The sequence below is a fragment of the Mesorhizobium sp. B2-4-3 genome (assembly GCF_006442815.1).
Taxonomy (GTDB): domain Bacteria; phylum Pseudomonadota; class Alphaproteobacteria; order Rhizobiales; family Rhizobiaceae; genus Mesorhizobium.
Map to the genome: position 1 here is coordinate 20,485 of NZ_VFVL01000001.1, position 12,753 is coordinate 33,237.

Consider the following 12,753-nt stretch of genomic DNA (forward strand, 5'->3'; position numbering starts at 1 on the left):
AGTTCCTGACGGAAAACCGCCGCGGACTTTCCTGGATGCTTCAGAAGCAACGCACGTCGGCTTCGGCCTGCGCCTGCTTCAGCTCCGTCCGCGCGGCTTTCGCCGGCGCGCTTTCGCGGAACAGACCTGCATTCTCGCCTGTCGTCAGGGACAGGCTCTTGAAGGTCTCGGCCCTCTCATAATGGTCGTAAGGGAGAATCGAGGCGATGACATCGATCGAGCACGAACAACTCTCCAGCGCCTGACGCGTCTGGCCGTTCGTCCGCATGCAGCCGAGCACGTAGTCGACAATCGTCGCCGTCGGGTAGTCCCCCGCGGCGCCGGCCGGGTTTGCAAGGACCATTGCCGGCGAAAGGAGGAGCGGAAGGATCGAAAATCCAACATATCTGACCATGAGAAATTCCTCCTATTTGCCAGCGCGCGCTGCGGCGAGGCAGCACCATCGTGCCCAGTTGGCGGCATGCCGCAAGCCCGGTCAAGTTCCCACCGCCCCGGTATAGGACCAAAGGAGGAATGCTTTGCCCACCGACAGCAGCGCTCCAAGGCAGCTTCACGGCTCGCCCCAGCGCCCATCTTAACAAGTATTTTTTTATCGCCAGATCAATGCGGAAAACCATAGATATCAATCGGAACGAGGAGCAAGAATATTTAGAAATAAACTTAAAAGTTTATCGTGCTTGTGATACGATCACATTAGATATTGTAACTGAAATCGCTAGATTTTAAACTTCTAGTCATTGTGAAATTTTGAATGTCTTTTATCTCTAAATTTTATATTGCGTCGCACTAGATCAATGCTGCATCGCACAATTCAGGCGGGGGTTTTTCCTTGCCTGACATTTTGCAATGACATAGCCTTATCCTGTTTCCGGCTTCAAGGACATCGCTGTAACAAGGGAGCGGCGACAGTCTTGCGTAGGCCACATCGGGCGGGTGCAGGCTAGGCTGGTTTGGTAGAGGACAGAAAATTCCTCTGCTATTTGCAGTTTAGGTCGTGACAGCTGCCGGAAATACTTCCCAATACGGATCGCCTGGACAAGCTCTTGCGAGCTTGAATATCGATTTCTTGTTGTCAACCTGGGAGGAATTTGATGCGCGCGCTTAAGCAAGCTACCTACATCGCGACAACCACTGCGCTACTATCGTTAGGATCGATCTATACAGTGTCGGCCAACGAAGAACTCGCGAAAATGGCCGAAAACCAGAAAGACTGGGTGATGCAGACTGGCGACTACGCCAACACCCGGTATACCAAGCTCAAGCAAATCACCAAGGAAAACGTGAAGAACCTGCAGGTCAAATGGACCTTCTCGACCGGCGTGCTGCGCGGCCATGAGGGCGGACCGCTGATCATCGGCAACGTGATGTATGTTCACACACCGTTCCCGAACACCGTCTTCGCCCTCGATCTCAACAATGACGGGAAGATCCTCTGGAAGTACGAGCCCAAGCAGGACACCAACGTCATTCCGATCATGTGCTGCGACACGGTCAATCGTGGCGTCGCCTATGGTGACGGCAAGATCATTCTCAATCAGGCCGACACCACCGTCGTTGCGCTCGATGCCAAGACCGGCAAGGTCGTCTGGTCGGTCAAGAACGGCGAACAGACCGACGGCGGCAAGGGTGAATCCGGCACATCGGCGCCCGTGGTCATCAAGGACAAGGTTCTCGTCGGCGTGTCCGGCGCGGAATTCGGCGTCCGCGGCTGGCTGGCCGCCTACAATCTGAAGGATGGCAAGCTCGCCTGGAAGGCTTACTCGGAAGGTCCGGACGCGGACACCTTGCTCGATCCCGACAAGACCACGCAGCTCGGCAAGCCGGTGGGAAAGGACTCCGGCACGAACACCTGGGAAGGCGAGCAGTGGAAGACGGGCGGCGGCACGACATGGGGATGGTATTCCTATGATCCCAAGCTGAACCTCGTCTACTACGGCACCGGCAATCCCTCGACCTGGAATCCGGTCCAGCGTCCCGGAGACAATCGCTGGTCGATGACCATCTTCGCCCGCGATGCCGACACCGGCATGGCCAAATGGGTCTACCAGATGACCCCGCATGACGAATGGGACTTTGACGGCATCAACGAGATGATTCTCGTCGACGGCATGGAGGTCAAAGGCAAAAAGCATGACGTGCTGGTGCATTTCGACCGCAACGGTTTCGCCTACACCATGGATCGCACCAACGGCGAACTTCTCGTCGCCAAGAAGTACGACCCGGCGGTGAACTGGGCGACCGAGGTCAATATGGACCCCAACAGCAAGGAATACGGCCGCCCGCAGGTCGTGGCGAAATATTCGACCCAGCAGAACGGCGAAGACACCAACTCGGCGGGTATCTGCCCGGCAGCGCTTGGAACCAAGGACCAGCAGCCGGCCGCCTACTCGCCGAAGACCGGGCTGTTCTATGTGCCGACCAACCACGTCTGCATGGACTATGAGCCGTATAAGGTGAGCTACACGGCCGGCCAGCCTTATGTGGGCGCCACGGTGTCGATGTATCCGGCGCCTGGCGGTGACGGCAACATGGGCAACTTCATTGCCTGGGATGCCGCCAAGGGTGAGATCGTCTGGTCGAAGCCCGAGCAGTTCTCGGTGTGGTCGGGCGCTCTGGCGACCGCTGGCGACGTCATCTTCTACGGGACGCTCGAAGGCTACATCAAGGCAGTCGATGAGCACGGCAAGGAACTCTACAAGTTCAAGACCCCGTCCGGCATCATCGGCAACGTCACGCCCTTCGAGCATGACGGCAAGCAGTACATCGCCGTTCTGTCCGGTGTCGGCGGATGGGCCGGTATCGGCCTCGCCGGCGGACTGCTGTCACCCGACAACGCCGCTGCCTGGCATGGCGCCGTCGATCAGGGCCGCGCGCAGGGCGATCAGGCCGCGGTCGTTGGAACGGCCGGTCTCGGAGCGGTCGGTGGCTACGCGGCACTCGCCGACTACACGACGCTGGGCGGCCAGCTCACCGTCTTCGGTCTTCCGGATTGATATCCCGGGAAAACCTTAAGACCGAAGGCTGAAAGATCGAGAGCCCGGATCATCCGCAGGCAACGGCCGGGCTCTCGATCTGCAGCACACCCGAACACCGGCCAACGCCGCGTCGCGACGGCAACCCTTCGTCCTTGGCAAAATAAGGAAGCGTCTGAATGTCCATCCGCATCGCAGTTTCCGTTCTCGCCCTGACCCTTCTGCCTTTGGCCGGCCCGACTTCGGCGCAGGCCGAGGACAGCGCCGACAAAGCCAAGGCGGTGAAGAACGAGGGCGGCAAATATTTGGATGCGGATGGAAATCCAACCTACAAGATCGAGAACGGAACCGTGGATTGGTACACCTTCAGCGGCTATCGCCGCTATCACTCGGACTGCCATGTCTGCCACGGACAGGACGGGATGGGTTCGACCTATGCCCCGGCCCTGGCGAACAGCCTGAAGAACATCGACTACCCGACTTTCCTCTCGATCGTCGCCCAGGGCCGCAAGAACACCGCCAACGGCAAGGAGAATGTCATGCCTGCCTTTGGCGACAACAAGAACGTCTACTGCTACCTGGACGACCTCTACGTCTATCTGCGCGCCCGCGCCGACGGCTCCGCGCCGCGCGGCAGGCCGCCCAAGCACGAGGACAAACCCCAGGCGGCCAAGGATGCCGAAAAATCCTGCATGGGGGGATGACGTGACCGGTCGGGTTGCATCGAAGCCACGCGTCGTTCTGCCCGTGCTCTGCGCGCTCGCCTTGCTGCCGTCGACCGCCTGGGCGCAAGACGCCGGCCTCGGCGCCGCGGGAGAGCTGGTCGATCCCGACATTCTGCGCGTCTGCGCCGATCCTTCGAACATGCCCTTCACCGACCAGAACGGTCAGGGATTCGAAAACAAGCTGGCCGATCTGGTCGCCAGGAAGACAGGGCGGAAGTCGGTCGCCTACACATGGTTTCCGACCGTCATGGGCTTCGTGCGCAACACGCTTGCCGCCAACCGATGCGACATCATCATGGGCTATGCCCAGGGCGACGAGCTGGTGCAGAACACCAACGCCTACTATCGCTCCTCCTACGTGCTTGTGCACCCGAAGGGCGACGATCTCGAGGGTGTCGAGACGATCGAGGATCCGAAACTCACCGGTAAGAGGATCGGCGTCGTCGAACGCACGCCGCCGACCGCCAACATGGCCGCCAACAAGCTCTTGCGAACGGCGAAGATCTACCCGCTGGCCGTCGATACGCGCGTCACCCCGTCGATGGGAGAAGTCGTGCTCAAGGACATGATTGCCGGCAAGATCGACGCCGCGATCCTATGGGGGCCGATGGCAGGCTACTACGCCAGGCAGCTCGGCGCCGATGTCACGATCGTTCCGCTGGTCAAGGACAGGACCGGTTCGCGCATGTCCTACCGCATCACCATGGGCGTGCGTCCATCCGACCAGGAATGGAAGCGTACGCTCAACAAGGTGATCCGGGAGAACCAGGTGGAGATCAACAAGCTCCTGCTCGATTACAACGTGCCGCTGATCGACGAACATGACAATCCGATCACGGCGGCGCCGGGTTGAATGCGATGGGCGCGAAAACGGGACAGGCGATGGAGGGAAGGAACCGATCTTCGAGGCCGACAGTTTTCTTTAGTTATTTTGAGAACCCAGTGTTTCATTTGTCCATTTGTGAAGTGATGGACGAGCCATTGCACCCGCCCGCAATGGCGTCAATGACATGACCGGCCCCTTCGGGCTGGCAGAAGAGGAGAATGCCATGAAGAAGAGCTGGAAGAAACCGACCATGTGCCAGGTCGCTGCGGGCTTTGAAATTTCGCGGTATCTGCCTGCTGAAATTCCTCCCAGGAAGTAGGCCGCAAGGGTGCATGTCCCTGGCAGCAGGGACATGCACCCCGCCGCGGGCTTTGCGGCGGGAAACAACGCGGATACAAAGCTGTCTAGCGCCGACAAGCCGATCAGACTGGCCGCGGAGCACGCATTTGCCATGCGCGTGAAGATCATCGGATCGGCGGCCGGAGGCGGCTTTCCGCAATGGAACTGCAATTACCGCCTGAGCCGCGCGGCTCGCAGCGGGATGTCCGGCGTGCATTCGCGAACCCAATCATCCATTGCCGCATCGGCGGACGGGATGGGCTGGGTTCTCTTCAACGCATCACCCGACATCCGCCAGCAGATTGCGCACGCGCCCGAGCTGCAGCCCGCGGCCGACGCGCCGTTGCGCTCGACGCCCATCCGCGCGGTGGTGCTGACCAATGCCGATGTGGACCATATCGCCGGCCTGCTCAGCCTGCGTGAACGACAGCCCTTCGCGATCTATGCGACGGCACAGGTGCTGGCGACGCTGGAGGCGAATTCGATCTTCAATGTCCTCGATCCGGCGATCGTGCCGCGGCGCCTGCTGGCGCCGATGGAGGAAACGGCGATCCGCGACGCCGATGGCCACCCGACCGGCGTGGTCGTCGGCAGCTTTCCGGTGCCCGGGAAGGTCGCGCTCTATCTCGAGCAAGGAGGCGATCCCGATGCCGATTTCAGCTCCGACACGGGCGACACGATCGGGGTCCGTATCAGCGGGGCCGACGGCAGCGGCGCCGTTTTCTACGTTCCGGGCTGCGCGCGCATCGATGCCGCGCTGCGCACGCGCATGGCCGATGCCGCCTGCCTTCTGTTCGACGGCACCGTCTACACGGACGACGAGATGATCGCGGCGCGCGTCGGCCAGAAAACCGGCGCGCGCATGGGGCACATCGCAATGTCCGGACAAGCGGGTTCGATTGCCGGCCTGGCCGATGTGAAGATCGCTCGCCGTATCTTCGTCCATATCAACAACACCAATCCTGTTCTGGATGAGAATTCCGCCGAACACGCGGCGGTCAGGGCGGCTGGCTGGGAAGTCGCCAGCGATGGCATGGAGATGGAATTTTGAGCGATTTCCGCGATGCCGCCCGGGGTGGCCTGTCCAAGAGCGAGCTCGAGGCCGTGCTGCGGCAGGTCGGTGACGAGCGCTATCACAACCGCCATCCTTTCCATCACAGAATGACCGGCGGCGCGCTGTCGAAAGCCGAAATGCAGGCCTGGGCGCTGAACCGCTATTGCTACCAGGCCGTCATTCCGCGCAAGGATGCCATGATCCTGGCACATGCAGAGGATCCGGCGTTTCGCGCCGCCTGGCGCAAACGCATCGAGGACCATGACGGCGACGACGGCTGGAGCGGCGGCATCGCGCGCTGGCTGCATCTGGCGACCTCGCTCGGGCTCGATGCCGAAGCGGTCAAGAGCGAAAGGCTGGCGCTGCCGGCGACCCGCTTCGCCGTCGGCGCCTACCTGTCCTTCTGCACGAACCGGACGCTGCTCGAGGCGGTCGCGTCGTCGCTGACCGAGATGTTCTCGCCGCTCATCATCGGCGAGCGGGTGCCGGCGATGCTGGCGAAATACGATTACATCACCGAGGACACGCTGGCCTATTTCAGCCGGCGGCCCGAACAGGCCTCGCGCGACGCCGACTTCGCCCTTGCCTACGTGATGGCCCACGCCGACATGCCCGAACGCCAGCAGCAGGCGATCGATGCGCTGGTGTTCAAATGCGATATACTCTGGGCCATGCTCGATGCTCTCCAGCATGCCTATGGCGCGCCGGGAAACATACCGCCCGGCGCCTTCCGCCCGGAGGCGGCCCAATGACGGCGCTGCGCGAAAGAGCCATCGTGTCGTTGCGGTCGGCGCCATCGCTGCCCAAGCATGTGCGCATACAATACGACCCCGTCCGGCAGGCCTTCGCCGTGCTTTCGCCGGAGAAGGTATTCTGGCCGAACGAGATCAGCCTCGACATCCTGCGCCGCTGCGACGGCCAGTCCACCGTCGACCGCATCATCGCCGGTCTTGCTGCCGACTATGACGCGGACCCGGAGGACGTGGCGGCCGACGTCATCGCCTTCCTGCAGGAATGGTCGGACAAGCTTTTGGTGAAGCTATGAGCGAGCCTCTCCTGCCTCCGATCGGCATGCTGGCGGAACTGACGCATCGCTGCCCGCTGCAGTGCCCCTATTGCTCCAATCCGCTCGAATTGCTGAAGGCCAATCGCGAGCTCGACACGCAGACCTGGCTCGATCTCTTCTCGCAGGCCGCCGATCTCGGCGTGCTGCAGGTGCATCTTTCCGGCGGCGAGCCGACCCTGCGCCGCGACCTCGAGCAATTGATCGCCGGGCTTTCGGCGCGCGGCGTCTACACCAATCTCATCACCGCCGGCGTCGGCATCGCCGAAGGCCGCATCGAGGCCTTTGCCGAAGCCGGTCTCGATCATCTGCAGCTGAGCTTCCAGGGCGCCCGCCCGGCGACCACCGACCGTATCGGCAACCACCAGGGCAGCCATGACAAGAAGCTGGAGACGGCGCACCGCGCCCGCGCGGCCGGACTGCCCCTCACCATCAATGCGCCGGTCCACCGGCACAACATCGAGGAAGTGCCGGAATTCATCGATCTCGCACTCTCGTTGGATGCGGAGCGGATCGAGATCGCCAATGTCCAATATGCCGGTTGGGCGCTCGCCAACCGCGACCGGCTGATGCCCGACCTGGCAGCGGTCAACCGGCAGGCGGAGATTGTCGCGGCGGCGCGCGAAAGGCTCGCCGGCATCATGGACATCGACTTCGTCACGCCGGATTATTTTGCCATCTATCCCAAGCCCTGCATGGGCGGCTGGGCGCGCGACGCATTCATGGTGGCTCCCGACGGCACAGTGTTGCCGTGCCATGCCGCCCAGACAATTCCCTCGCTCCGCTTCGAGCGCTTCGGAGAACGCAGGCTCGCCGAAATCTGGACCGATTCACCAGCCTTCAACGCCTTCCGCGGCACCGAATGGATGCAGGAACCTTGCCGAAGCTGCGACCGGCGCGAGGTCGATTGGGGCGGTTGCCGGTGTCAGGCGATGGCAATTGCCGGCGATGCCGCGGCAACGGATCCGGCCTGCATCAAATCGCCGATCCACAAGCGAATGGCGGTACTGACCGACGCTGCCCAGGCAGAGGCAGCGCCGGAGGGAAATGAAAGCTTCATTTTCCGCCGGATCGGCGCCACGACGCGACCTGACGCGCTCGCTTGAACCTTTGCTGGTTAGGCGCCGCTCAAGCCCGGAACCGCTGCCAGGTCGATCTCGGTGATGTGCCAGCGGCCAAGGTTCGCAGTGTAGAGCTTGTCGCCCTTGAAGGCGATGTTGGTGGGATGCGCCAGCGTCGTCGCCGCCGGATCCTCGATCAGCACTTCGAGACCTCTGTCCTTTCGCCAGCGATAGATCCGGCTCGGCTCGTAGCATGAGATGAGCAACGAGCCGTCGGGGGCAAAGGCGAGCCCGTCGGGAACATTGCGCACGCCTTCGACCACGACCTGCCGGCCTCCGGCCGCATCGTCGGCAAGGATAGGCACATAGCTGACGCAGGCTGCATCGCTCTCGACCACATAGAGCCCGTCGCCATCCGGCGCCATGGCCATGCCGTTGGCGAAGGACATCGCTTCCCGGCACCACAAGCCGCCCTCGCCCGTCTTGAGATCGTAACGGAAGATGCCGGAGCGATTGTCCTCGCCGACGCTGTCCGACACATAAAGCCAGCCTCTCGCCTCGTCGAGGATCGGATAGTTGGGCACGCGGATGCCGGACGAAGCGAAGCGCTCCATGCGGCCTGTCACGGCATCCCGGCGGAAGATCGCGGCATGCCTGAGATCGCAGGCAAAGCAGTTGCCCGCGCTGTCGAAGGCAATGCCGAGCAGAAAACCGTCGGTGCCGCCCATGCGCTCGACCGAGCCGCCGTCTGCTGCCAGTCTCAGCAGATCGCCGGTCTCGGTGCCGCACCAGATCGATCCGTCGCGATGAACTGCCACGCCCTCCGGATGCGCCACCCGCGGATTGGTGAAGATGCCGTCGAAGAAGACGCGGGCGGCAGACATGTCGAGCAACGGCTTTGCCATGGAACGCTCCTCAGCTTGCGGCAGGCGACGTCCGCGCGGCGATGCAGCGCTCGACCATCGCGCGATCGGCAGCGAGGATTTCGGCGATGAGCGCGCCACGCTCCTTGGCGCTGACGAATTCCAGACGACGCAGGCCAAGTGGGTCGATGCGGTTTCGCAGCACGGCGAGCGTATCGCTTGAGGGCACCGGCACCTCGCGGCAATCGGCGTCGAACGTCACCGCAAAGCCGGTTGCATCGCGGATTTGCTGGCGCGTGACTCCAGGCATGATTTCGATAACGGTCAATTCCCTGGATGTCTGGTCGAGCCGGAAGATGCAGAGATCGGTGAAAACCAGCGCCTTGCCTGTCCGATAGCCCATCGGCTCGCGTTCGGCCGGCGTCAGCAGTCCGCGGGCGGAACTTGCGATCTCGACCGCGTCCACCAGCGACTGGACCGAATGACGCGGGACATAGAGCAGGTAGTCGCGATGCATGTTGGCGACGTCGGCCATGCCGCCCTGCCCCGGCAGCCGGATCAGACCGCCGCTCGGCTTGCGCAACGCGATGGTGTTGACGCGGCCGTGCCGGTCGACCTGCGCCGCGCCGACGATCTCATGCGTCACGGCACCCGCCTGGTAATAGGTCGAGTAGGTGTCGTCGCCGCCGGCATGCGCCACGGCCGTCTCGCAATCGAGGCTTTCGATCAGCGACAGCACCATCGGGCTCGGCGCGATGTCGAGATGGCCGCAGCTCATCGTCGCGATGATCATGTCCGGCGCGTGCGTCGCCTTGGCCAGCCGGTAGGCGACGTTGGCTAAAGGCGATACCGCGCCGGCGCTGGCGAAGCTCTCGTTGTCGAGCTCGGCGGCGATGCGGGCGGCAATGATCTCGTCGACGGTTGCTTTCTCGTTCCCATGTGCGGGCACCGGCATCGCGAGGACAGCTTCGGCGGTGACCTTGGCCGCCTTTTGAAGCCGCTCCGGCAGGCCGTCAGCAGACAGGCCGAGCTTGTCCGACAAAGTCGCGTCCTTCGTCGCGAACGCCTCCGACAAGGCCTGATAGTCGGTGACGTAAAATGGCAGGCACGAGGCCGGATAGGCGCCGCCCGGCGCGAGCGCTATGGCCGAAACCTGGTTGCGTGTGAGGATGCTCTGGCGGTCGTCCCGCTGCAGCATTCCGACTAGGACGATCTCCTCGACCGTGACCAGCACCTGGCGCGCCGCGCCCGCCATGGTGAAGTCCAGCGCCCGCGGCCCGATGATCTCGACATTGCCGCTTTCGTCGGCGCGCTGGGCGTGGACGACGAACGTATCGAGCCTGAGCGGTGGAACGAATCCGGTCTCGATTCCGGCAAGCGGATCGGGCCTGGCGACCGCACCCGGCACGCGCGCCGTCATGTCGGAGCCCTGAGGCAATTGGAACGGCATCGACGGCAGGTTCTGCTGTGCCGCCCGCAGCGCCTGGATCATGGCCAGAGCCGTCCAGTCGCGGACGGGGATCGCGCCGTTCTCGGCGGCCGCGCGGAACCTCGGCGGCAGCCCGAAGATGTCGAGGCTGGAAAAGCACAGCTCGATTTCCACCACCGCGCCCGCCTCGAGCAGCAGCTCGAGCGGCAAGCCGCCGGCCCAGGAGACGTAACGCAGATCCTTGACGCCGGACCTGGCGATCGCGCGCAGCAATGCGATCGGCAGCCGGGCGAAGTGGTGGCCGCCGACGCCGAAGGCGTCGCCCTGGCCGACCATCGCCGCCAGCCCCTCGATATCGGTGAAGCGCGGTCGGTTCGGCTTGACCAGCGACAATGCAGTTCGATTGCCGGTCTTCACGGCCCGGCCCTTTTCACCTTGGTCGCGCTCCTCTCGGCGAACTCCCTGACGCGCCGCTGGCCGATCTCGCTTCGATAGAGGCCGCCCAGTACGTTGCGCTCCATGGCGAGGCCATCGGCCAGATCGCCCGACACCGCATGCGCCGTCAGGGCCTTCAGGCCTTCGATCGCGGCGGCGGGCTCGGCGGCGATCATCCCGGCCAGTTCCAGCGCGCGCGGCATCAGCCTCTCGACATCGACGATCTCGTTGACAAGTCCGGCGCCGACGAATTCGGAGGCCGGCACGATGGCGCCGGTCATCAGCAGAAGATTGGCGCGGTTGCGGCCGAGCTTGGCGACGCTGCGTTGCGTGCCGCCACCGCCGGGGATCAGCCCGAGCTTGATCTCCGGCAGGCCGAGTTTCGCGAACTGGTTGGCGATCACGATGTCGCAGCACAGCACCAGCTCCATGCCGCCGCCCAGCGCGAAGCCGTTCACCGCCGCGATCACCGGCTTGCGGTTGTCCTCGATCGCCGCGTACATCCGCATGCCGGCAGCCTGGAATGTGTCGAACTCGGCCGCCGTCTGGGCAGCGTATTCCTTGATGTCGGCGCCGGCCATGAAGCCGCGCCCCTCGCCGGTCACCACGATCGCGCCGACGCCCGCGTCGGCGGACAGCGCCTCGAACGCCTCCGTGATCTCGCGTTGCATGATCCGGTTCATGGCGTTGAGCTGGTCGGCGCGGCGGAAGGTGACGACCGCCACGCGGCCCTGGGTTTCGACCGTGAGCGTTTGATAGGCGCGCATCCTCAGGCCGCGTCCACGGTCATGTCGCCGGAGGCTTCGAGCGCGGCGATCTCGTCCTTCGACAGACCGAACTCGGCCAGGATCTCACGGCCATGCTGGCCGACCAGCGGCGCTGGCCGCTCGATGGTTGCCGGCGTCTCGCTCATCTTGACCGCCGGTGCGACCACCCGCACCTTGCCGCCGCGCGGATGATCGTAACTGGTGATCATCCCCATATGCCTGACTTGCGGGTCTTCCGCCGCGCGGCGGATGTCCTTCACCTCGGCGCACCAGATGTCGGCTGCCAGCAGACGCGCCAAGAGATCCTGCGTGGCGAATTTTTTGGTCTCGGCGTTGACCTTCTCGAACACCTCGTCGCGCTTGTCGAACAAGGTCTTCAGGTCGTCATAGACGGCGAGCTGCGGCGCTTCCAGCACCTCATAGAGCGTCTTGAACGGGCTCATGGCGATCGACACGTAGCTGCCGTCCTTCGTCTCGTAGATGCCGAACGGCGCCTGCATGCCGGGATGGCCGATGCCGGAATTCGGCCGCACGAAATCCTCGCCGAGATTGAGCACGGCGACATATTCCTGGTTGAGATGCGCCAGCAGCCCGGCCAGCAGGTTGACCTCGATCTTCTGGCCCTTGCCGGTCTTCTCGCGATAATAGAGCGCCGACAGGATGCCGTAGACCATGTTCATAGCGCCGATCTGATCGGCGAGGCCCGCGCCGGCGGGAACCGGCGCCTGATCACCGCGGCCGGTGTTGGCGATCAGCCCGGCCAGTCCCTGGATCAGCATGTCCTGTCCGGGGCGCTCGACGTAGGGCCCCTCCTCGCCGTAACCCGAGCCCGAGCAGTAGATGATGCGCGGATTGACGGCCTTGAAGTCCTCGTAACCGTAGCCGAGCTTGGCCAGCACGCCGGGGCGGAAATTCTGCACCACGACATCCGCGGTCCGGGCCATCTCCATGATGATGGCGTGCACCTTGCGGCTCTTTAGGTTCAGCGCGATCGAGCGCTTGTTGCGGTTCCAGGCGAGGAAGTTCGGGCTTTCGGAGCCGCCGACCCATTTGGCGAAGAAGGTCATGCCGCGGAACATGTCGCCGGCGCCGGCGCGCTCGATCTTGATGACGTCGGCGCCCATGTCGCCCAGCAGCTGCGTGGCGAACGGTCCTTGCAGCAGATGACTGAAGTCGAGGATACGGACGCCTTCGAGAGCCTTGTTCATTTCATGTCTCG

General features: G+C 63.4%; 13 protein-coding genes. 7 read left to right on the forward strand and 6 right to left on the reverse strand.

What is annotated here, in order from left to right; translation table 11 throughout:
- Nucleotides 1-40: 40 nt before the first annotated feature.
- Entirely contained in the window at nucleotides 41-394 is a 354-nt protein-coding gene (locus FJ956_RS00120; protein WP_140677588.1) for a hypothetical protein, read from the reverse strand.
- 697 nt (nucleotides 395-1,091) lie between these two features.
- Here FJ956_RS00120 and FJ956_RS00125 point away from each other — a divergent pair.
- From FJ956_RS00125 to FJ956_RS00135, 3 genes are all read left to right on the forward strand, one after another.
- The gene (locus tag FJ956_RS00125; RefSeq protein ID WP_140677590.1) at nucleotides 1,092-2,993 is read left to right on the forward strand and encodes a methanol/ethanol family PQQ-dependent dehydrogenase; all 1,902 of its coding nucleotides are present in this window, start codon (nucleotides 1,092-1,094) and stop codon (nucleotides 2,991-2,993) included.
- A gap of 158 nt (nucleotides 2,994-3,151) precedes the next feature.
- On the forward strand, nucleotides 3,152-3,676 hold the full coding sequence (locus FJ956_RS00130) for a c-type cytochrome, methanol metabolism-related (protein ID WP_140677592.1): 525 nt from the start codon (nucleotides 3,152-3,154) through the stop codon (nucleotides 3,674-3,676).
- 1 nt (nucleotide 3,677) lies between these two features.
- Nucleotides 3,678-4,550 (forward strand): quinoprotein dehydrogenase-associated putative ABC transporter substrate-binding protein, encoded by an 873-nt coding sequence (locus FJ956_RS00135; RefSeq protein WP_246672068.1) that lies wholly within the window; start codon nucleotides 3,678-3,680, stop codon nucleotides 4,548-4,550.
- Nucleotides 4,551-4,619: 69 nt separating this feature from the next.
- Here FJ956_RS00135 and FJ956_RS30400 read toward each other — a convergent pair whose 3' ends face one another.
- A complete protein-coding gene (locus FJ956_RS30400) occupies nucleotides 4,620-4,877 on the reverse strand; it encodes a hypothetical protein (RefSeq protein WP_181170204.1) in 258 nt (85 codons plus the stop codon).
- Nucleotides 4,878-4,974: 97 nt separating this feature from the next.
- Here FJ956_RS30400 and pqqB point away from each other — a divergent pair, with 97 nt between their 5' ends.
- Genes pqqB through pqqE form a run of 4 tightly spaced genes read left to right on the forward strand, consistent with a single transcriptional unit; the run spans nucleotide 4,975 to nucleotide 8,085 of the window.
- Nucleotides 4,975-5,913: a pyrroloquinoline quinone biosynthesis protein PqqB gene (pqqB, locus tag FJ956_RS00145; RefSeq protein ID WP_140677596.1), complete on the forward strand. Its 939-nt coding sequence runs from the start codon at nucleotides 4,975-4,977 to the stop codon at nucleotides 5,911-5,913.
- Nucleotides 5,910-6,668: a pyrroloquinoline-quinone synthase PqqC gene (gene pqqC, locus FJ956_RS00150; RefSeq protein WP_140677598.1), complete on the forward strand. Its 759-nt coding sequence runs from the start codon at nucleotides 5,910-5,912 to the stop codon at nucleotides 6,666-6,668. Before pqqB ends, pqqC begins: the two co-directional genes overlap by 4 nt.
- Nucleotides 6,665-6,961: a pyrroloquinoline quinone biosynthesis peptide chaperone PqqD gene (gene pqqD, locus FJ956_RS00155; protein ID WP_140677600.1), complete on the forward strand. Its 297-nt coding sequence runs from the start codon at nucleotides 6,665-6,667 to the stop codon at nucleotides 6,959-6,961. The genes pqqC and pqqD overlap by 4 nt, the downstream gene beginning before the upstream one ends.
- Nucleotides 6,958-8,085: a pyrroloquinoline quinone biosynthesis protein PqqE gene (gene pqqE, locus FJ956_RS00160; RefSeq protein ID WP_140677602.1), complete on the forward strand. Its 1,128-nt coding sequence runs from the start codon at nucleotides 6,958-6,960 to the stop codon at nucleotides 8,083-8,085. The genes pqqD and pqqE overlap by 4 nt, the downstream gene beginning before the upstream one ends.
- Nucleotides 8,086-8,096: 11 nt before the next feature.
- Here pqqE and FJ956_RS00165 read toward each other — a convergent pair whose 3' ends face one another.
- From FJ956_RS00165 to FJ956_RS00180, 4 genes are read right to left on the reverse strand one after another with little or no spacing between them, the layout of a single operon-like run.
- A complete protein-coding gene (locus tag FJ956_RS00165) occupies nucleotides 8,097-8,945 on the reverse strand; it encodes an SMP-30/gluconolactonase/LRE family protein (protein ID WP_140677604.1) in 849 nt (282 codons plus the stop codon).
- 10 nt (nucleotides 8,946-8,955) lie between these two features.
- Entirely contained in the window at nucleotides 8,956-10,749 is a 1,794-nt protein-coding gene (locus FJ956_RS00170) for a CoA-transferase (protein WP_246672069.1), read from the reverse strand.
- Complete coding sequence (locus FJ956_RS00175; RefSeq protein ID WP_140677606.1) at nucleotides 10,746-11,534, reverse strand: enoyl-CoA hydratase/isomerase family protein; 789 nt, start codon at nucleotides 11,532-11,534, stop codon at nucleotides 10,746-10,748. The genes FJ956_RS00170 and FJ956_RS00175 overlap by 4 nt, the downstream gene beginning before the upstream one ends.
- A 2-nt stretch (nucleotides 11,535-11,536) precedes the next feature.
- On the reverse strand, nucleotides 11,537-12,742 hold the full coding sequence (locus FJ956_RS00180) for a CaiB/BaiF CoA-transferase family protein (RefSeq protein ID WP_140677608.1): 1,206 nt from the start codon (nucleotides 12,740-12,742) through the stop codon (nucleotides 11,537-11,539).
- Between the last annotated feature and the right edge of the window lie 11 nt (nucleotides 12,743-12,753).

Coding starts and splice junctions, on each gene's coding strand:
- FJ956_RS00120 (WP_140677588.1), bottom strand. CDS start 394: ATGGTCAGATATGTTGGATTTTCGATCCTTCCGCTCCTCCTTTCGCCG.
- FJ956_RS00125 (WP_140677590.1), top strand. CDS start 1,092: ATGCGCGCGCTTAAGCAAGCTACCTACATCGCGACAACCACTGCGCTA.
- FJ956_RS00130 (WP_140677592.1), top strand. CDS start 3,152: ATGTCCATCCGCATCGCAGTTTCCGTTCTCGCCCTGACCCTTCTGCCT.
- FJ956_RS30400 (WP_181170204.1), bottom strand. CDS start 4,877: ATGTCCCTGCTGCCAGGGACATGCACCCTTGCGGCCTACTTCCTGGGA.
- pqqB (WP_140677596.1), top strand. CDS start 4,975: ATGCGCGTGAAGATCATCGGATCGGCGGCCGGAGGCGGCTTTCCGCAA.
- pqqD (WP_140677600.1), top strand. CDS start 6,665: ATGACGGCGCTGCGCGAAAGAGCCATCGTGTCGTTGCGGTCGGCGCCA.
- pqqE (WP_140677602.1), top strand. CDS start 6,958: ATGAGCGAGCCTCTCCTGCCTCCGATCGGCATGCTGGCGGAACTGACG.
- FJ956_RS00165 (WP_140677604.1), bottom strand. CDS start 8,945: ATGGCAAAGCCGTTGCTCGACATGTCTGCCGCCCGCGTCTTCTTCGAC.
- FJ956_RS00175 (WP_140677606.1), bottom strand. CDS start 11,534: ATGCGCGCCTATCAAACGCTCACGGTCGAAACCCAGGGCCGCGTGGCG.
- FJ956_RS00180 (WP_140677608.1), bottom strand. CDS start 12,742: ATGAACAAGGCTCTCGAAGGCGTCCGTATCCTCGACTTCAGTCATCTG.